The organism is Kitasatospora sp. NPDC056138, assembly GCF_042264695.1.
Taxonomy (GTDB): Bacteria; Actinomycetota; Actinomycetes; order Streptomycetales; family Streptomycetaceae; genus Kitasatospora.
On record NZ_JBHJVK010000065.1, the window covers coordinates 29,340 to 47,723 of the forward strand.

General features: G+C 74.1%; 14 protein-coding genes, 2 rRNA genes and 1 pseudogene. 4 read left to right on the forward strand and 13 right to left on the reverse strand.

Going from position 1 to position 18,384, the window contains the following annotated elements; all coding sequences use genetic code 11:
- Positions 1-184 precede the first annotated feature (184 nt).
- Entirely contained in the window at positions 185-2,182 is a 1,998-nt protein-coding gene (locus tag ACFC1R_RS30350; protein WP_375944026.1) for a glycoside hydrolase family 15 protein, read from the forward strand.
- 266 nt (positions 2,183-2,448) lie between these two features.
- On the opposite strand, the gene ACFC1R_RS30355 is transcribed toward ACFC1R_RS30350, so the two are convergent.
- The 3 genes from ACFC1R_RS30355 to ACFC1R_RS30365 form a co-directional block, all read right to left on the reverse strand.
- Positions 2,449-3,630: a glycosyltransferase family 4 protein gene (locus ACFC1R_RS30355; RefSeq protein ID WP_375944028.1), complete on the reverse strand. Its 1,182-nt coding sequence runs from the start codon at positions 3,628-3,630 to the stop codon at positions 2,449-2,451.
- A 328-nt stretch (positions 3,631-3,958) separates the two neighbouring features.
- Positions 3,959-5,692 (reverse strand): DNA repair protein RecN, encoded by a 1,734-nt coding sequence (recN, locus tag ACFC1R_RS30360; RefSeq protein ID WP_375944050.1) that lies wholly within the window; start codon positions 5,690-5,692, stop codon positions 3,959-3,961.
- 378 nt (positions 5,693-6,070) lie between these two features.
- The gene (locus tag ACFC1R_RS30365; RefSeq protein WP_375944030.1) at positions 6,071-6,805 is read right to left on the reverse strand and encodes a YitT family protein; all 735 of its coding nucleotides are present in this window, start codon (positions 6,803-6,805) and stop codon (positions 6,071-6,073) included.
- A gap of 124 nt (positions 6,806-6,929) precedes the next feature.
- Between ACFC1R_RS30365 and ACFC1R_RS30370 the strand changes: the two genes are divergently transcribed.
- Positions 6,930-8,432, forward strand: coding sequence for a PLP-dependent aminotransferase family protein (locus ACFC1R_RS30370; RefSeq protein WP_375944031.1), 1,503 nt, complete (start codon positions 6,930-6,932; stop codon positions 8,430-8,432).
- A gap of 169 nt (positions 8,433-8,601) precedes the next feature.
- On the opposite strand, the gene ACFC1R_RS30375 is transcribed toward ACFC1R_RS30370, so the two are convergent.
- From ACFC1R_RS30375 to ACFC1R_RS30390, 4 genes are all read right to left on the reverse strand, one after another.
- Positions 8,602-9,504 (reverse strand): NAD kinase, encoded by a 903-nt coding sequence (locus tag ACFC1R_RS30375; protein WP_375944033.1) that lies wholly within the window; start codon positions 9,502-9,504, stop codon positions 8,602-8,604.
- A 121-nt stretch (positions 9,505-9,625) separates the two neighbouring features.
- On the reverse strand, positions 9,626-10,432 hold the full coding sequence (locus ACFC1R_RS30380; RefSeq protein WP_375944052.1) for a TlyA family RNA methyltransferase: 807 nt from the start codon (positions 10,430-10,432) through the stop codon (positions 9,626-9,628).
- A 114-nt stretch (positions 10,433-10,546) separates the two neighbouring features.
- Positions 10,547-10,717, reverse strand: a complete 171-nt coding sequence (locus ACFC1R_RS30385; protein WP_375944035.1) for a hypothetical protein — start codon at positions 10,715-10,717, stop codon at positions 10,547-10,549.
- Positions 10,710-11,555, reverse strand: coding sequence for a hypothetical protein (locus ACFC1R_RS30390; RefSeq protein ID WP_375944037.1), 846 nt, complete (start codon positions 11,553-11,555; stop codon positions 10,710-10,712). The genes ACFC1R_RS30385 and ACFC1R_RS30390 overlap by 8 nt, the downstream gene beginning before the upstream one ends.
- Positions 11,556-11,778: 223 nt before the next feature.
- On the opposite strand from ACFC1R_RS30390, the gene ACFC1R_RS30395 reads away from it, so the two are divergent.
- Complete coding sequence (locus tag ACFC1R_RS30395) at positions 11,779-12,126, forward strand: sterol-binding protein (RefSeq protein ID WP_375944039.1); 348 nt, start codon at positions 11,779-11,781, stop codon at positions 12,124-12,126.
- A 120-nt stretch (positions 12,127-12,246) separates the two neighbouring features.
- On the opposite strand, the gene ACFC1R_RS30400 is transcribed toward ACFC1R_RS30395, so the two are convergent.
- Both ACFC1R_RS30400 and ACFC1R_RS30405 read right to left on the reverse strand, forming a co-directional pair.
- Positions 12,247-13,305 (reverse strand): HAD hydrolase-like protein, encoded by a 1,059-nt coding sequence (locus tag ACFC1R_RS30400; RefSeq protein WP_375944040.1) that lies wholly within the window; start codon positions 13,303-13,305, stop codon positions 12,247-12,249.
- A gap of 126 nt (positions 13,306-13,431) precedes the next feature.
- The gene (locus tag ACFC1R_RS30405) at positions 13,432-13,953 is read right to left on the reverse strand and encodes a tetratricopeptide repeat protein (RefSeq protein WP_375944042.1); all 522 of its coding nucleotides are present in this window, start codon (positions 13,951-13,953) and stop codon (positions 13,432-13,434) included.
- Between the two features lie 138 nt (positions 13,954-14,091).
- Between ACFC1R_RS30405 and ACFC1R_RS30410 the strand changes: the two genes are divergently transcribed.
- Complete coding sequence (locus ACFC1R_RS30410; RefSeq protein WP_375944044.1) at positions 14,092-15,462, forward strand: DUF1015 family protein; 1,371 nt, start codon at positions 14,092-14,094, stop codon at positions 15,460-15,462.
- A gap of 145 nt (positions 15,463-15,607) precedes the next feature.
- Here ACFC1R_RS30410 and ACFC1R_RS30415 read toward each other — a convergent pair whose 3' ends face one another.
- The 4 genes and pseudogenes from ACFC1R_RS30415 to ACFC1R_RS30430 form a co-directional block, all read right to left on the reverse strand.
- Positions 15,608-16,423, reverse strand: coding sequence for a hypothetical protein (locus ACFC1R_RS30415; RefSeq protein WP_375944054.1), 816 nt, complete (start codon positions 16,421-16,423; stop codon positions 15,608-15,610).
- Between the two features lie 129 nt (positions 16,424-16,552).
- Positions 16,553-17,731 (reverse strand): annotated as a pseudogene (locus ACFC1R_RS30420) (hypothetical protein); the annotation flags it as partial.
- Positions 17,732-18,065: 334 nt separating this feature from the next.
- Positions 18,066-18,182, reverse strand: a 5S ribosomal RNA gene (gene rrf / locus ACFC1R_RS30425).
- A gap of 109 nt (positions 18,183-18,291) precedes the next feature.
- Positions 18,292-18,384, reverse strand: a 23S ribosomal RNA gene (locus tag ACFC1R_RS30430); the annotation flags it as partial.

Consider the following 18,384-nt stretch of genomic DNA (forward strand, 5'->3'; position numbering starts at 1 on the left):
CACCTCCCGTACCAGTTCACCCGTCCAGGCCAGGGGCCCATCACAGCCCCGCCGGGCGCCCACGGCCCTCCCCGCACCCGGCGGAGGCCCCCGGCGGGCCGCCCAGCCCGGGCTCCGGCCCCGCAGACCGCCTGCCTCCAACCGTCTGCGCTGCCGCCGCCCAAATTGCGAACTGGAGACTCACGTGGCCGGCCGTATCGAGGACTACGCACTCATCGGGGACATGCAGACCGCCGCCCTGGTCAGCAGGGACGGGGCCGTCGACTGGCTCTGCCTCCCCAGATTCGACTCGCCGGCCGTCTTCGCCGGGCTGCTGGGCACCGATGAACACGGGTTCTGGCGGATCGGCCCGGCCGAACCCGTCGACGCGGAGGTCGCCCCGGCCACCCCGCCGCATCGCTCGCCCTTCACCGATTCGAGCTTCACCGATTCGAGTGAGATGCAGCCGGTCCCGGCCACCGCCGCCGCCCCGGCCGTACCCGCCGACCGGCGCCGCTACCGGGGCGACTCGCTGATCCTCGAACAGGAGTGGGACGCCCAGGGCGGCAGTGTCCGGGTGATCGACTTCATGCCGCCCCGCGCGCTCCTCGGGCCCGAGGCGGTCCCGCAGATGATCCGGATCGTCGAAGGCGTCTCCGGACGCGTCCGGATGCGCTCGGCCCTGCGGATGCGCTTCAGCTACGGCCGGATCACCCCCTGGGTGCACCGGGTCGAACAGCCCGACGGCGGCCACCGCACGGTGGCCATGGCCGGGCCCGACTCGGTCTGGCTGGACGGCAGGGCCGAGACGTACGGCCGCGACCTGACCACCTACGCCGACTTCACCGTCGCCGCCGGGGAGCGGATCGCCTTCGCCCTCACCTGGCAGGCCAGCCACCTGCCCGCGCCCAGCGCGCCCGACGCCGAGGCGGCACTCGCGCACACCGAGGAGTTCTGGCGCGACTGGGTCGGCCAGTGCACCTACCAGGGCCCCTACCGCGAGCCGGTGGTCCGCTCGCTGATCACCCTCAAGGCCCTCACCTACGCCCCGACCGGCGGCATCGTCGCCGCCCCCACCACCTCCCTGCCCGAGGACATCGGCGGGATGCGCAACTGGGACTACCGCTACACCTGGCTGCGGGACGCCGCGATCACCCTCTCCTCGCTGCTGCGCACCGGCTACCGCGAGGAGGCCCGCGCCTGGCGCGAGTGGCTGCTGCGCGCGGTCGCCGGCGACCCGGAGAACCTGCAGATCATGTACGGCATCGCGGGCGAGCGCGAGCTCACCGAGTCCGAGCTGGACTGGCTGCCCGGCTACGAGCACTCCACTCCCGTCCGGATCGGCAACGGCGCCGCCGGGCAGCTCCAGCTCGACGTCTACGGCGAGGTGGTGGAGGCCCTGCACCTGGCCCACATGACCGGGCTGGTCCGCAACGACCACGCCCACCACCTCCAGCTCAAGCTGATCAGCTACCTGGAGCAGCACTGGACCGCACCCGACGAGGGCATCTGGGAGGTCCGCGGCCCGCGTCGGCACTTCGTCCACTCCAAGGTGATGGCCTGGGTCGCCGTCGACCGCACCATCAAGTTGCTGGAGCAGTACCCCACCGAGATCCAGGACGGGAGCCCGCTGGAGCGCTGGCGGGAACTGCGCGACCGGATCCACGCGGACGTCTGCGAGAAGGGCTACGACCCCGACCGCAACACCTTCACCCAGTACTACGGCGGCCAGGAGCTGGACGCCTCCCTGCTGCTGATCCCGCAGATGGGCTTCCTGCCGCCGGACGACAAGCGGGTGATCGGCACCATCGAGGCGATCCAGCGCGAGCTGTCCACCGAGGACGGCTTCGTGCTGCGCTACCCCACCCACGACGCCCAGGGCGACAACGTCGACGGCCTGTCCGGCCACGAAGGCGCCTTCCTGGCCTGCTCGTTCTGGCTCGCCGACGACCTGGCGATGATCGGCCGGGTCACCGAGGCACGCGAACTGTTCGACCGGCTGCTCGGGCTGCGCAACGACCTCGGGCTGCTGGCCGAGGAGTGGGACCCGCGGGCCAAGCGGCAGGTCGGCAACTTCCCGCAGGCCTTCAGCCACGTGCCGCTGATCGACACCGCGCTGCGGCTGACCGCCTGCGGCGGTGCCTACCTCTCCGCCCAGCCCGACCTCCGCTCCGCCGACCGCACCGAGCAGGCCATGATGTGATCCCGGCCGGGGGGTTCAGGGGCGTCGGGGGGTGATCTCGGGGGCCCGGGGGCCGTGCGCGAGCGGGCAGGCGGGACAGGGGCGCGGGGGCCGCACGAGAGACCCCGCACCTTCGCAGCGGCCCGGTCGCGCGCCTCCCGCGCCCCGGGAGGCGCCCGGCTGATCGGGCGCCGCACAGCCCCGGGCGGTGCGGCGCCGGTCACCCGGCTCCCCGCGCCCCTGTTCCCGGCCCGGTCACGCAGAGCCCCTCGGCCTGGGCGGCCGGTTCAGTGGCCGTCGCGCTGGACCAGTTCGTCGTACGTGCTGAGCACCTGCGCCACCGTGGCCGCCTCGTCCGGCCAGGTCCCGGCCTGGGCGCGGCCGGCCGCGGCCAGCGCCGCCCTGCGGTCCGGGTCGGCCAGCAGGTCGCGGACGGCGGACGCCAGCGCGGCCGGGTCGCCGTACGGCACCAGGACCGCTGCCTCGCCGACCAGTTCGGGGATGCCGCCGACGCTCGTGGCGACCACCGGCACGCCCGCCCGCATCGCCTCCTGGACCACCAGCGAGCGGGCCTCCCAGCGGCTGCTCACTACCACCAGGTCGGCGGCGGCCAGCAGGTCGGGCACATCGGTGCGGTAGCCGAGCAGTTCCACCGGCAGCCGTTCGGCCGCGACCCGCTCCCGCAGTCCCCCGCCCTCCGGTCCCTCGCCCGCGATCACCACCAGGGGGTCGCGCTCGCCCAGGGCCCCGGCCGCGTCCAACAGCAGGCCGAAGGACTTCTGCTGGACCAGGCGGCCGATCGCCAGCACCACCGGCCGATCGGGACGGTCGCCCAGCAACCGGGCCCGGGACGCCTCCCGGCCGAGGTCGCCGGGCGGCATCGGCGGGGCCGCGACGGGGCCGAGCCGGGCGTCGGTGGCACCGAGCTCACGGGCCCGGGCGACCAGGTCGGAGGAGGCCCCGAGGACCAGGTCGGCGGCCCGCGCCACCCGCCGCTCCATCAGCCGCTGGAGCCGGCGTTCCATGCCGGTCGCCAGCATCGCGTGGTGGAAGGTCACCACCAGCGGGGTCTGCGGGCGGAGTCCGGGGAAGCGCCCGGCGGTGCGCAGCGTCAGATCGGAGAGGAGACCGGCCCGCAGGCCGTGGGCGTGCACCACGTCGGCGCCGGTGAAGGCGCGGCGCAGCTCGCCGATGGCGGTGGCGTCGCTGCGTGCCCCGGCGGTCGGGGTGATGTCGACCAGGTGGAACCTGGCACCGGTGCGGGAGAAGCCGAACAGCGGGTCCGTCCCGGCGGGGCCGCAGACGGTCACGCCGACGCCGTGCGCCACCAGGCCCTGCGCGAGGGAGCGCACGTGCGCGCCGATGCCGCCGGTGCTCGCGGACAGGACGAGTACCACGTGCAGCTGGCCCCGGCTCTCCTGGGCCGCGGTGGGGCCGGTGCCGGTGGCCCGGGTCGCGGAATGGTCCACGTCGTCTCGCTCCGACTCGTTCACGAACTCACGCCGCCTGCGGGAGTATCCGCGAGCGCCGCTCGGGACTGGGATGCCAGTGTCCAGCCGCCACCATGCCAGGTCGGGAGGGGTCTTGGACAGTCGGCGGGCCTCGCGGGCGCGTCGTGCTGCCCCGGACCCGCGGCCGGCCGGGCACCCCCGTTCAGGGGCGCGGGTCGCCGGGGAGCCGCCCGGCGGTCCGGGTACGAAGCCCCCGGGCCGGCCGGTGGGACCGTCCCGGGGTGATGGCCGTCACCGCTCGGACCGGCCGGCGCCCGGGGGTCGGGCCCCCGGCCGCCGGCCGGGCTCAGTGGGCCCGCGGGGTGCGGGCGGCGGCGAGGAGCTCCTCGGCGTGGGCGCGGCCCAACTCCGAGTCCTCCAGGCCGGCGAGCATCCGGGAGAGCTCGCGCACCCGCTCCTCGTCGCTCAGCACCTTGACGCCGCTGCGGGTCACCGTGCCGTCGTTGGTCTTCACCACCACCAGGTGCCGGTCGGCGAAGGCGGCCACCTGCGGCAGGTGGGTCACCACGACCACCTGGGCGGACTGTGCCAACTTGGCCAGCCGGCGGCCGATCTCGACCGCCGCCTTGCCGCCGACCCCCGCGTCCACCTCGTCGAACAGGTACGTGGGCACCGGGTCGGCGCCGGCGAAGACCACCTCGACGGCCAGCATCACCCGGGACAGCTCACCGCCGGACGCGCCCTTGGCGATCGGCCGCGGCTGCGCGCCGGGGTGCGGGGCGAGCAGCACCTCGACCTCGTCCACACCGTGCGGCCCGTACGTGACGGTGCGGCCGTCGATCTCGATGCCCCCGAGGTCCTCGACCTGGCTGATCGCGAAGCTCACCCGGGCGTGCGGCATGGCGAGTTCGGCCAGCTCGGCGGAGACGGCGGCGGCGAAGCGGTCGGCGGCGGCGTGCCTGGCGGCCGAGACCTCGGCGGCCAGGTCGGCCAACTCCGCGCGCAGCACGGTCTCCTGGGCGCCGAGCTCGTCGATCCGGTCGTCGTCGCCGTCGAGTTCGGCCAGCCTGAGCGAGCCCGCCTCGGCCCACTCCAGTACCTCGGCCAGCGAGTTCTCCGGACCGCCGTACTTGCGCAGCAGCTGGGACAGCACCGCCCTGCGGTCCTCGACCGCCGCCAGCCGTACCGGATCCGCGTCCAGGTCGTCGGCGTACCCGGCCAGGTCGCCGGCGACGTCGGCGAGCAGGTAGCCGACCTCGTTGAGGCGGTCGGCCAGGGCGGCGAGCCGCTCGTCGTGGTGGCGGACGGACTCCAGGGCCCGGCGGGACTGCGCGAGCAGGGTGCCCGCGTCCAGCGAGTCCGGGTCGGCCGGGTCGCCGGCCAGGGCGGCGTGGGCCTGCGTCGCGGCTCCGGACAGCGCGTCGGCGTGGCCCAGGCGCTCGGCCTCGGCGGCCAGCTCGACGTCCTCCCCGGCGACCGGCTCGGCAGCGCCGATCTCCTCCAGGCCGAAGCGCAGCAGGTCCGCCTCCTGGGCCCGCTCGCGGGCCTTGGTGGTCAGCTCCTCCAGCGTGGCCGAGACCTCGCGCAGGCTCCGGTACACCTCGCGGTAGCGGGCCAGCGGCTCGGCCACCGCCTCGCCCGCGTACCGGTCCAGCGCACCGCGCTGGCGGGAGGGGCGCAGCAGGCGCTGCTGGTCGGTCTGGCCGTGCACGGCGATCAGGTCCTCGCCGAGCTCGGCGAGCAGGCCGACCGGGACCGACCGCCCGCCGACGTGGGCGCGCGAGCGGCCCTCGGCGGAGACCGTGCGGCTGATCAGCAGCGCGCCGTCGTCCAGCTCCGCTCCGGCCTCCAGGGCGCGGGCGGCCACCGGGGAGCCCGCGGGCAGCTCGATGCGGCCCTCGACCACCGCCCGGTCCGAGCCGCCCCGCACCAGGGCCGGGTCGGCCCGGCCGCCGAGCAGCAGACCGAGGCTGGTCACCACCATGGTCTTGCCCGCGCCGGTCTCGCCGGTCACCGCGGTGAAGCCGGGCGCCAGTTCGACCACCGCGTCGTCGATGACGCCAAGATCCCGTATCCGCATCTCGTCCAACACGGAGACGACCTTACGAGGTCCGACCCCCACCGCGCGACGAGCCGAGGTCCGGGCGGTGCAAGTTCATCCCATCCGGCATCGTCGCCACCGACTCCGTGCGCGAGCGGCCACCGAGCGTGTAGCACCCGGCCCGGGCGACGCCTCGGGGGTGCCGGGCACCGCGCGAGGCGGACGGTTCGGCTCCGCACGGGATCCCGCCGGGCACACCGCGCCGCACCGACGGCGGAGCGGGGATGCGACCCACCACCGCGAGCGGCCCACGGGCGGTCCTCGCCGAAGTCGCGCCGTGCCCCGGGTCGCCGACCGGCGGCGTGATCACCCTGATCGTCCTCGCCGCTCTCGTCGCTCTCGCCGCTCTCGTCGCTCTCAGGAGACCGCGCGCCGGGGCACCGCGCACCAGCGCAGGAAGAACTGGGCCAGCGGCCCGATCGCCAGCGCGTACGCGATCGTCCCGACGCCGACGGTGCCGCCGAGCAGGATCCCGATCGTCACCACCGTCAACTCGATCCCGGTACGGATGAGCCGCAGGGACCGGCCGGTACGGCGGTGCAGTCCGGTCATCAGACCGTCGCGCGGCCCCGGCCCGAACCGGGCCCCGATGTAGAGGCCGGTCGCCAGGCCGTTGAGCACGATGCCGACCGCCAGCAGCGCGATCCGCGCCGCCCAGCCGTGGGGGGCCGCGACCAGGCCGAGGGTGAGGTCCATCATGGCGCCGAGGATCAGGACGTTGCCGACCGTGCCGACGCCCGGCAGCTGGCGCAGCGGTATCCACAGCAGCAGCACCAGGGCGCCGGTGATGGTGACCCAGGAGCCCATGCTCAGGCCGAGGTGCCGCTGCAGGCCCTGGTGCAGGACGTCCCACGGGTTGACCCCCAGCCCGGCCCGCATCATCAGCGCCATGCTCGCCCCGTACAGGCCGAGGCCGACCAGCAGCTGCGGCACCCGTCGGCCGAGCCGGTCGGTGCTCCAGATCGCCCTGTTCCCGCCTGCCGCGCTCTCGGCGGCCGGGGGCCCGGTGCGTCCGCTGCGCTCGTCGGTCGGGGACGCGGCGGTCGGGGTCGCAGTGGTCGGGGTCGCAGTGGTCGGGGACGCGGTCGCCATCGCTCGGCTCCTCGGGTCGGTGCGAATGTGCTGATGTGCCTGGCGGCGCGGTGGCCGCACTGTCATCATGGGGAGTCCAATCGGACCTAATACAGGTCCAATCGAAGCCAGGTGGACTGATTCCATGAGCGAGTGGCAGAGCGTCGTGACCCCGCCCGCACTGGCCCGGCTGCTGCGCAGCGCCCAACTGCCCGAGCCCGCCGGGCACCGGCCCGCCTACCGGACACTGGCCGGACAGGTCCGGGTCCTGGTCTCCGAAGGTCGGCTGCCGGTCGGCGCCCGGCTGCCCGCCGAACGCGAACTCGCCCAGGCCCTCGCGCTCAGCCGGACCACCGTCGCCACCGCCTACGAGACCCTGCGCGCCGAGGGCTACCTCCGCAGCCGCCGCGGCTCCGGCAGCTGGACCACCCTGCCCGAGGGCAGCCGGCCGCCCAGCGACGCACTGCACCCGGTCCCCCCGGACGAGCAGGAGAACGTCCTGGACCTCGGCGTGGCCGCACTGCCCGCCCCGCAGCCGTACCTCGGCGAGGCCGCCGCCCGCGCGCTCGAACAGCTGCCCGCGTACGCCTCCGGGCACGGCCACTACCCGACCGGTGTGCCCGTCCTGCGGGAGGCCATCGCCCGCCGGTTCACCGACCGCGGCCTGCCGACCACCCCGGACCAGATCCTGGTCACCACCGGTGCGATGGGCGCCCTGCACCTGGCCCGCCGGGCACTGGCCGGACGGGCCGACCGGGTCGCGGTCGAAGCCCCGAGCTACGCGCACACCCTCCAGTCACTGCGCCGCAGCGGCGCCCGCCTGGTGCCCGTCCCGCACACCTGGCCGGGCGGTCCGACCGCGCTGCCGCGCTGGGACGTCCAGGAGTGGCAGCGGGTCCTGCGCGGTGCCGCCCCGAGGCTCGCCTTCCTCATCCCGGACTTCCACAACCCGACCGGCGCCCTGATGGACGAACAGCAGCGCCGCGAGCTGCTCGCCGCCTCCCGCAGCGCCGGGACGACCGTCGTGGTGGACGAGACGCCCGCCGAACTGGACTGGGGCGTGCGCCCCGAGGACCTCCCCCGGCCGATGGCCGCACTCGACCGGGCCGCCCAGGTCGTCACCATCGGCTCGGGCAGCAAGCTGCTCTGGGGCGGCCTGCGGGTCGGCTGGCTGCGGGCGAGCCCCGCCCTGGTACGGCAGTTGGCCTCCGACCGGGTCTACACCGACGTCGGCACGCCCGTCCTCGACCAGCTGATCGCCGCCGCCATGCTGACCGAACGCCTCGACGAGGTCCGCGCCCACCGGCACGACCGGCTTCGCTCCAGCGCCGAAGCCCTCACCGCCGCACTCGGGCGGCACCTTCCCGACTGGCAGTTCGCCCGGCCGCAGGGCGGCCTCTGCGTCTGGGTCTCCACCGGCGGGCTCTCGGGAGCCGCACTGGGCCAGGCCGGTGAACGGACGGGCGTCCGGATCGCGGCCGGCTCCCGCTTCGGCGTGGACGGCGCCTTCGAGCACCACATCCGCATCCCCTTCACCGTCCCTGCCGCGGCCGCCGAGGCGGCGGTCGCCCGCCTCGCCACCGCCGCCGAGCTGGCCGCGACCGGCCGCTGGCAGACCGTCGAGGGCGCACCACCCCTCGCCGTCTGAGGGCCCGCACCCGACCGGGCGTGCGCAGCCGTGCGGCCGACAGCGCTCGGCCTGTCGGCCGCGATCAACCCGAACCCGGCCCCGAAGCCCCCGCCCGGTCGCGCGCCCTCCCCCGTGCCCCTCTCCCGTGCCCCTTTTCTCCTTTTCTCCCCGCGCCCTCGAAGGGCCTTCAGCAAGCCCCGCCGCGCCCGCGCCAACCCGTCACCGGCAGCGCGAACTTGGCCACCAGCCGGTCCGTGAACGGCGCCCGGTGCAGCCGCGCCAGCCGTACCGGCGTACTGCCCCGGCGGACCTCCACCCGTGCCCCGGCCGGGAGTTCGACCGAGCGACGGCCGTCGCACCACAGCACGCCGTGCGGCGTCTTGGGCTGGACCTCCACCGCCAGCACCGAGTGCGGCGACGTCACCAGCGGCCGGGCGAACAGCGCATGCGCACTGATCGGCACCATCAGCAGCGCCTCGACCTCCGGCCACACCACCGGGCCACCGCCCGAGAAGGCGTACGCCGTCGAACCCGTCGGCGTCGACAGGACGACCCCGTCACAGCCGAAGTTGGAGACCGGACGGCCGTCCACCTCGGTGACGACCTCCAGCATCCGCTCCCGCGCGGCCTTCTCGATCGACGCCTCGTTCAGCGCCCAGTCCTCGTGCAGCACATCGCCGTTGGTACGGACCAGGACGTCGAGCGTCATCCGGTCCTCGATCTCGTAGTCGGCCTTGACCACACGCTCGACCACCACCGCCAGGTCGTCCCGCTCGGCCTCCGCCAGGAAACCCACCCGGCCCAGGTTGATGCCCAGCATCGGCAGCCCGGACTCCCTGGCCAGCTCGGCGCCCCGCAACAGCGTGCCGTCACCGCCGGCCACCAGGATCAGCTCGCAGCCGTCCGCCGCACCGTGGCCGCCGGGCACCCGCTCCACCCCGTCGGGCAGATCCAGGCCGACCGCCTCCGAGGCGAGCAGCCTGATCCTGATCCCCTCCTTGAGCAGACCGTGCACCAGCCCCTCGACACTGCGCAGCGCGGCCTCGCGGCCGGTGTGCGCGATCAGGAAGACCGTACGTTCCTCGCTCATGCTGCCCTCTCCCTACGCCGGCCGGGTCGCCCTTGGCCCGGTACGGCCGCCACTCGGCATGGCGGTCGGACGCCTGCAGAGCACCCTATCCGGGGCCGCTGTCAAACGGACCTCGGTGCTCCTACTGCGGGCCCTCCGCCACCGCCCGCTCCGCCTCGGCCGGATCCAGCTCCGGGGCGCCGCGGCGCAGCCACAGGAAGTACTCGACGTTCCCGGACGGCCCCGGCAGCGGGCTGGCCGTGACCGCCTGCACGCCCAGTCCCAGTGCCCACGCCTGACCGGCCACCTGACGGACCATCTCGGCCCGCAGCTGCGGACTGCGGACCACACCGCCGCTGCCCAGCCGTTCCTTGCCGATCTCGAACTGCGGCTTGACCATCATCACCAGGTCCGCGTCCTCGGCACAGCAGCCCGCGAGAGCGGGCAGCACCAGACCGAGCGAGATGAACGACAGGTCGCCGACCACCAGATCGACCGGCACGCCGCCGATCTGCTCCAACGTCAGCTCCCGGACATTGGTCCGGTCCATCACGGTGACCCGCTCGTCGCTCTGCAGCGACCACGCCAGCTGGCCGTAGCCGACATCCACCGCCAGCACCCCGGCCGCGCCCGCCCGCAGCAGGACGTCCGTGAAACCTCCGGTGGACGCACCCGCGTCCAGCGCGCGCCGTCCCTCCACCACCAGCCCCTGGGGAACGAAGGCCGCGAACGCGCCCGCGAGCTTGTGGCCGCCGCGCGACACGTAGTCGGGGTCGTTCTCGTCCTTGGCCACCACCACGGCCGCCGAGGTCTCCACCTGCGTCGCGGGCTTGGTCGCGGTGGTACCTCCGACGGTCACCCGGCCCGCCGCGATCAGCTCGCTCGCGTGCTCACGCGAACGGGCCAGTTTGCGGCGGACCAGCTCCGCGTCGAGTCGGCGTCGTGCCACTGCCACTGGTGCTTCAGCTCCTACTGCTTGCGCTACTGCTCGTACTCGGCCGGTCGTCAGCCGGTCGGCCGGACTGCCGCCCGCCGGACCCGCCGCCCGGCTCGTGCCGCCCGGTTACTGCTGCTGCTCGTCGAGCGCGGACAGGGTGCCCGCCAACCGCTGGTGTACATCTTCGTACACCGCCACCCGGGCACCGGTCTCCACCCCGGCCAACTCCTCCAGCCGGGCCAGCGCTGCATCGACCTCCGGGTGGCCCGTCGGCTCCACCGGCGCCGGCTCAGACACCGTCGTCCGCCTTCTTCGGTGCGGACTTCTTCGGTGCGGACTTCTTCGCGGCGGGCTTCTTCGCTGCCGCCTTCTTCACGGGGGTCTGCTTCGCGGGGGCCTTCTTCGCGGTGGCCTTCTTGGTCCCGACCCGCTCCGCGTCGGCCTTCCCCGTGGCGGTCTTCCCCGTGGCGGCGCTCGCCCGGCCCGTCGTGCCGCCCGCGCCCGCCTTCACGGCCGGTGCCTTCTTCACGGCCGCGTCCCGGACCGCCGGCTTCGCTCCGGTCCCCTTCGCCGCGCTCTGCCCGGCGGTGGCCTGCCGTGCGGTGGACTGCTTCGATGCGGGCTGCTTCGCCGCCGTACGCCTCGTGGGCTCGGGACGCTCGCTCCCGGCGGTCCCGTCCGTCCGGTCGACCTCCACGGGCTCGGGTGCGCGCTCGTCCCAACCAGCCTCGAACAGGTTGCCGGCCCGTGCCTCGGGCCGAGCACCGGGCCTCGCCGCCGCGCCGGCCTGCGGCTGTTCCTCGACCTCGCGCAGCTTGCTCTCCAGGTAGCTGAGCACCACGCCCACCTTGACCACCTGGTCGCCGACCCGCTCGAAGACCTTGTCGACCTCGCTGCGGGCCGCCCCCAACGCCAGGTCCAGCCCCGCCCGGCCGGCCGTCACCGCGTCCTCGGCCAGTGTCTGCAGCGACTTGGCCGACGGCGGGAACTGCTCGTTCACGGTCCGCTCGATCGCGGCGACGTCCACGCCACTGCGCTCCAGCAGTCCCGTGGCCGCACCCACGACCCGCCTGCCGGTCTCCTCGGCGAGTCCGGTGGCCATCACCACGACTCCCCGCACCGCATCCCGCAGCATCCCGAGTGCCTCCTCCGTGCCTCGTACCGCCTGCGAACCCGGTCCTGTCCACGCCGCGTGGCCGGACCGGACCCCACCACACCCACGACGCTACCGCCTCAGCTCCGCCGGAGGCTGCCGCTGCCGTCCACCCGAGTCCCGGCACTGCTGCGATAGCGTGGTCAGTCGGCCCCGGGAACGGCAGGCGGCCGGAGCAGGCGGGCAGAACGGGAGACCAGCAGTCATGGCCACGATCGAGCAGTGCCGCGAAGCACTGGAACAGTTCAGCCACAACCTCGGCGGCGCCAACGGCGACGCCCGCAAGGCCGCGGCTCTCGACCGCTCACTCACCTGCTGGATCACCGACCTCGACCTGACGTTCTCCGGCCGCCTCGACGACGGCCGGATCACCGACATGGTCGAGGCACCGGGCCCGCCCCCCGCCAAGGCGGAGATCCGCCTCGCGATGACCGGCGACGACCTGGTGGCCATGGTCGGCGGACAGCTCAACTTCGCCTCCGCCTGGGCCACCGGCCGGGTCAAGCTGGAGGCCGGTTTCCGTGACCTCCTGCGCCTGCGCACCCTGCTCTGACCTGCCCCTGCCCGCAGCCCCGGACAGCCGACCCGCGCCCCGCCCGAGGGGCGCGGGACTGCGCGGGCCCACACCTCCGGGCGCCTGCTCCCCGCGCTGCCCACCCCGCCGGGAACCCCGCTACAGCCCGAGCTCGGCGAGCGCCTTGCTGCCGTCCGGCACGGCGCCGGCCGCGTCCTGACCCGCTGCGTCCGCTGCCGCCCAGGCCGCTCCGCAGAGCGCCCGCAGCCCGTCGTACGGGTCCTCCCCGCCACCGCTCAGCAGCAGCCAGCCGTCGGCCGCCCACGCCTCGTACCCGCCGCAGCGGTAGCGCCCCTCGCCCAGCGCTGTCACCTCCGGCTGGGCGACCAGCAGACCCCGCAGGTCCGCCGCCAGGTACGTCGGCCGGTGCCGGACCGGAGCCGCCAGCACCTGCGCGGGCGTGGTCACACCGGTGAAGACCAGCAGGCTGTCCACGCCGCCGTTGTAGGCGCCCTCGATGTCCGTGTCGAGGCGGTCCCCGACCACCAGCGGACGCTGCGCGCCGGTACGGATCACCGTCTCCCGGTGCATCGGCGGCAGCGGCTTTCCGGCCACCTCCGGGTCGACCCCGGTCGCGGTCCGGACGGCCGCCACCAGCGTGCCGTTCCCGGGAGCGATGCCGCGTGCGGTGGGCACCGTCAGGTCGGTGTTGGACGCCACCCAGGGCAGCCCGCTCGCCACCGCGTACGAGGCCTCGGCGAGGTGCTGCCAGCCCACGGAGGGGTCATAGCCCTGGACCACCGCGAGCGGTCCGTCCGCCATCGAGCGGACCGGGACCAGACCCCGCTCGGTCAGCGCCTCCTCCAGCCCCGCGCCGCCCACCACCAGCACCTTCGAGCCGGCCGGAACCTTCTCCGCCACCAGCCGGGCCGCCGCCTGCGCCGAATTGATCACGTCGGCGGCCTCGGCCGGCACGCCCAGCTCGGTCAGGTGCCCGGCCACCACCCGGGGAGGACGGGAGGCGTTGTTGGTCACGTACGCCAGCCGCATCCCGGCCCCGCGCGCCGCCTCCAGCGACGCCACCGCGTGCCGGACCGCGTGCGGCCCGGCGTACACCACACCGTCGAGGTCGAGCAGCGCCGTGTCGTACGCCTCGGTCAGCGGGCGGTGGGAGCCTCCCGGAGCGGTACGTGCCCGGCCGACTGCGGTGTCCGTCATCAGTGCTCTACCTCGTCCTCTTGCTCATCGTCTCGGTCCCCGTACCCGCCGCGCCGGCCACGACAGCCGGAGCGCCGGCACCCGGGCCCTGCCCCGGCGCCACCGGCCGTGGTGCCACCCGGCCCGTCACCCGGCCCCTCCGCCGCCCTCCGGCGGCTCGGAGTAGCCGGGCGCACCGGGCAGCAGCGGCCCGTACGCCCCAGCGCGGGCCGCCAGCGTCGCCCTGGTCTGGCGCAGCGCGGCCCGGTAGTGGTCCGCCTCCGGCCGCATGGCGACCGCCAGGGCCAGGTGCTCGGCGGAGGTCTCGAAGTCGCCCAGCCGGGCCGCCGCGACACCCCACCCGAACTGAGCGTAGTCGTCCGCCGGATCGGCCAGCGCCACCGCCCGGAAGTTACCGAGTGCCGCCGCAAACAGCCCGGCGTCGAACTGCGCTCTCGCCAGCGTCTCCCGGATGCTCCGCGAGTGCGGCTCCGCCTCCGCGGCCCGCGCCAGCAACTGCTCGGCCGCCGCCGGGTGGCCCTGCTCCAGCAGCCGCGCCCCGCGCCGGAACCAGTCGTACACCCCGCCCTCCGGCACTCCGGGCCCGCCCTGCGGCGCGGTACCCGCGCCCTCACCGCCGCCGTCCGCCCGCTCCTGCCCGTCACTCATCGCGTGCTCCGCCTCCATCCCGTACCCCGCCTCCCGGTCGCACCGCCCGTTCCTGGACCGGCCCTCTTCTGACGAACTGGCCGGGCAGTGTGATCTCGGAGATCTCCGAACAACGCGTACCCGATTACGATGCCCAGAATGAGCACACCCAGTGCAGACACAGGAGCAGAGGCTCCAGCAGGCGGCCCCGGTGACCCCGGGCACGTCGCCACTGCGGGGCTGTCCCTCTCGCCGTTCCGCGGCCTGCGATACGTCCCCGACCGGGTCGGCACGCTGGCGGCGGTCACCTCGCCCCCTTACGACGTGGTGGATCCCAACCGGCGACTGGACCTGGAGACCGCCGATCCGTACAACATCGTCCGGCTCATCCTCCCCAGGCCCGAACCCGAGGACAGCGGCGACCGCCCCGACCGCGACACCCGATACCGGCACGCCGCCAGGCTCCTGAGCGACTGGCAGCGCCAGGGCGTGCTGGCCGCCGACCCCGAACCCGCGCTGTACGTCTACGAGCAGCGCACCGGCGGGGGCGGCCCCGGCGGCGGAAACCTGCAACGCGGCCTGATCGGCGCCCTCGCGGTCAGCGGCCGGGAGGCGGGCGTGGTGCTGCCGCACGAGGACGTGATGCCCCGGCCGGTCGCCGACCGGGTCGGCCTGATGCGGACCACCAGGGCCAACCTGGAGCCGCTGCTGCTCACCTACCGGGGCAACGGCGGCGCGGCCGGCGTGATCGAACGGGCCGTCCTCGGTGAGCCGCTGCTCACCACGACCACCAGCGACGGCACCCACCACCGCCTCTGGGCCGTCACCGGTCAGGCCGAGCTCGCCGAGGTCGGCCGCGACCTGGCCACCTGCCGAGCCCTCATCGCGGACGGCCACCACCGCTGGGAGATGTACCTGCGCCTCCAGCGCGAGCACCGGCACCTCCCGCGCAGCCCGTGGGACCGCGGCATGGTGCTGCTGGTCGACACCGCGCGCTACCCGCTGCAGGTCCGGGCCATCCACCGGGTGCTGTACCGGCTGCCGGTCGCCGAGGCACTCGCCCGGCTCGGCGAGCGCTGGCAGGTCAAGGAGGTCCCCGGCCCGATGGAGACGGCCCTGCAGGCCCTCGGCGAGGCCAAGCAGCACGGCGGCAACGCCTTCCTGCTGACCGGCGGCGACGGTGTCTTCCGGCTGGTCAGCGAACCGGACGAGGCCCTGCTCGCAGCCACCGTGCCGACCGGAAAGCCCGAGGAGTGGCGCCGCCTCGACGCCACCGTCCTGCACGCCAGCCTGCTCGACCACACCTGGCGCGTCCCCGACGGCCCCGACGACATCGGCTACCTGCACGCCGCCGACGCTGCCGAGCGGGAGGCCGCCCGCAGCGGCGGCACGGCCGTCCTGCTGCACCCGGTCAAGGAGAGCGTGGTCCGGCGCCTCGCCGAACAGGGTGTGACGATGCCCCGCAAGTCCACCTCCTTCGGCCCCAAGCCGGCCACCGGCCTGGTCGTGCGCAGCCTCACGCTCGGCTGACTCGACCCGACCGCCAGACCCGACCGGCCCGGTCCGTCCCGGACCGTCAGGCCCGGCCGACCTGGAGGCAGATACGCCGGAGGCCCGGCCGGTACGCACATGGCATGCGTACCGACCGGGCCTCCGGCGTGTTGCGTGACGCGGACTACTTCTTGGCCTCGCCCTCGCGGTCCTCTTCGATCTCGAGGTCGTCCTCGTCGTAGTACTCCTCGACGTCCTCCTCGTCCTCGAAGATCACGCGGTCGTCGCCGGTGTCGTCGATCGCGACGTTGCGGCGCTCCTCGGCGGCCACGCCCACCGAGCCGCGCTCGTCCTCGTCCAGCTCCGGGTCGAGTGCGTCGACGAACTCCAGGCCGTCGATCTCGGCCAGCCGCTCGGAGGCGTTGGTCGCACCGTCGGTGTCGGCCTCGGCGGCCTTCGCGAACCAGTCGCGGGCCTCCTCCGCCCGGTCGGCCGCGATCAGGGCCTCGGCGTACGCGTAGCGCAGTCGCGCGGTCCACGGGTGGATCGCGCTGGAAGCCAGCTCCGGGCTCTGCAGCGTCACCACGGCGGCGTCGAACTGCTCCATGTCGGTGCGGGCACCCGCCGCGACCAGTCGCATCTCGACCTGGCCGGCCTTGTCCAGCTGCTTCACCTCGGGCTCACCGGCCATCGCCAGCGCCCGCTCCGGACGGCCCAGACCGCGCTCGCAGTCCGCCATCACCGGCCACAGGTCCGCCCGGCCGGTCATCCGCCGCGCCGCCCGGAACTCGGTCAGCGCCTCGGAGTACCGCTGCGTCATGTACGACGCGAAGCCCGCCGCCTCACGGACGGAGGCGACACGCGAGGCCAGCCGCAGCGCGACGCGCGAGAACTTGTACGCCTCCTCCGGCTCGCTGTCGAGCAGCCGGGCAACCATCACCAGGTTGCGCGCGACGTCGTCCGCGAGGGTCTTCGGCAGGCTCTTCAGGTCCTGACGCACATCCGCGTCGAGCTCGAAGCCCGTGACGTCCTCCGGGATCGGCAGACGCTGGACCGGCTCGTAGTTGCCGCGGCGGTCGTCGTAGTCCCGGCGGTCGTCACGACGGTCGTCCCGGCGGAAACCGCCACCCTGCGGACGGTCGTCCCGACGGAACCCACCGCTGCGGCCCTCGCGGCTCTCGTACGGCCGGCCACCGCGGTCGTCGCGGCGGAAGCCACCACGGTCGTCACGGTCGCGGAAGCCACCGGAGGGACGGTCGTCCCGGCGGAAACCGCCACCCTGCGGACGGTCGTCCCGACGCGGACGGTCATCGCGGTCACGGAAACCACCCGACGGACGGTCGTCACGACGGAAACCACCGCTCTGGGGGCGGTCATCCCGACGGAAGCCACCACCCTGCGGACGGTCGTCACGGTCACGACCGAAACCACCCGACGGACGGTCGTCCCGACGGAAGCCACCACCCTGGGGGCGGTCGTCCCGACGCGGACGGTCATCGCGGTCACGGAAACCACCCGACGGACGGTCGTCCCGACGGAAACCGCCACCCTGGGGGCGGTCGTCCCGACGCGGACGGTCATCGCGGTTGAAGCCACCGGAGGGACGGTCGTCCCGACGGAAACCGCCACCCTGCGGACGGTCATCGCGACGGAAGCCACCACGGTCGTCACGGTCACGACCGAAACCACCCGACGGACGGTCGTCCCGACGGAAGCCACCACCCTGGGGGCGGTCGTCCCGGTCGCGGAAGCCACCGGAGGGACGGTCGTCCCGGCGGAAGCCACCGCCCTGGGGTCGGTCATCGCGACGGAAGCCACCACGGTCGTCACGGTCACGACCGAAACCACCGGACGGGCGGTCGTCCCGACGGAAACCGCCGCCCTGCGGACGGTCATCACGGCGGAAGCCACCGCCCTGCGGACGGTCATCCCGACGGAAACCGCCACCCTGCGGACGGTCGTCACGGTCACGACCGAAACCACCCGACGGACGGTCGTCCCGACGGAAGCCACCACCCTGCGGACGGTCATCCCGACGCGGACGGTCATCGCGGTCGCGGAAGCCACCGGAGGGACGGTCGTCCCGACGGAAACCGCCGCCCTGGGGTCGGTCATCGCGACGGAAGCCACCACGGTCGTCACGGTCACGACCGAAGCCACCGGACGGGCGGTCGTCCCGACGGAAACCGCCGCCCTGCGGACGGTCATCCCGACGCGGACGGTCATCGCGGTCACGGTTGTAGCCGCCCTGGGGGCGGTCGTCACGGCGGTAGCCACCACGGTCACGGTCGGAACGCTCGTCGCGACGGTAGCCGCCACGGTCGTTCGACGCACCCCCGCGTGACCGGGGCTCGTAGCCGCGGCCGTCGTCCGATCGACGCTCGGGACGGTCCTGGGGCGGGTTCGACATCGTGGTGACTCCTCTGTCTGCTGCTTCAGCTCCACCGCTCCGGTTCTGGCGACACGCACGTCCGGGGCGGTGTGGTGTCGGCCACCTGGCCGGACACCATCTCCATTGTCCGGCATCCGCTCCCATACCGCGTTCGGGCGGCAGGAGGGACTTGACCGGTTCATACACGTTCTGACACGCAAAAAAGCCGTGGCCCCCAGCGAGTCGCTGGGGGCCACGGCTTTGAATGATTGTTCGGCGGCGTCCTACTCTCCCACAGGGTCCCCCCTGCAGTACCATCGGCGCTACGAGGCTTAGCTTCCGGGTTCGGAATGTAACCGGGCGTTTCCCTCGTGCTATGACCACCGAAACCCTATCGGGTATTCAGCGAAACACACTTTTCAATTGATAAGTGTTTCTTGTGTTCGCCGGCGATAGCTGTTCGCTACCCGGGAACCACACAGTGAACGCGAGCGTCTGAGGACAAGCCCTCGGCCTATTAGTACCGGTCAACTCCACCCCTCACAGGGCTTCCATATCCGGCCTATCAACCCAGTCGTCTACTGGGAGCC

Coding starts and splice junctions, on each gene's coding strand:
- recN (WP_375944050.1), bottom strand. CDS start 5,692: ATGCGGATACGGGATCTTGGCGTCATCGACGACGCGGTGGTCGAACTG.
- ACFC1R_RS30365 (WP_375944030.1), bottom strand. CDS start 6,805: ATGGCGACCGCGTCCCCGACCACTGCGACCCCGACCACTGCGACCCCG.
- ACFC1R_RS30370 (WP_375944031.1), top strand. CDS start 6,930: ATGAGCGAGTGGCAGAGCGTCGTGACCCCGCCCGCACTGGCCCGGCTG.
- ACFC1R_RS30375 (WP_375944033.1), bottom strand. CDS start 9,504: ATGAGCGAGGAACGTACGGTCTTCCTGATCGCGCACACCGGCCGCGAG.
- ACFC1R_RS30390 (WP_375944037.1), bottom strand. CDS start 11,555: ATGCTGCGGGATGCGGTGCGGGGAGTCGTGGTGATGGCCACCGGACTC.
- ACFC1R_RS30395 (WP_375944039.1), top strand. CDS start 11,779: ATGGCCACGATCGAGCAGTGCCGCGAAGCACTGGAACAGTTCAGCCAC.
- ACFC1R_RS30400 (WP_375944040.1), bottom strand. CDS start 13,305: ATGACGGACACCGCAGTCGGCCGGGCACGTACCGCTCCGGGAGGCTCC.
- ACFC1R_RS30405 (WP_375944042.1), bottom strand. CDS start 13,953: ATGAGTGACGGGCAGGAGCGGGCGGACGGCGGCGGTGAGGGCGCGGGT.
- ACFC1R_RS30410 (WP_375944044.1), top strand. CDS start 14,092: ATGAGCACACCCAGTGCAGACACAGGAGCAGAGGCTCCAGCAGGCGGC.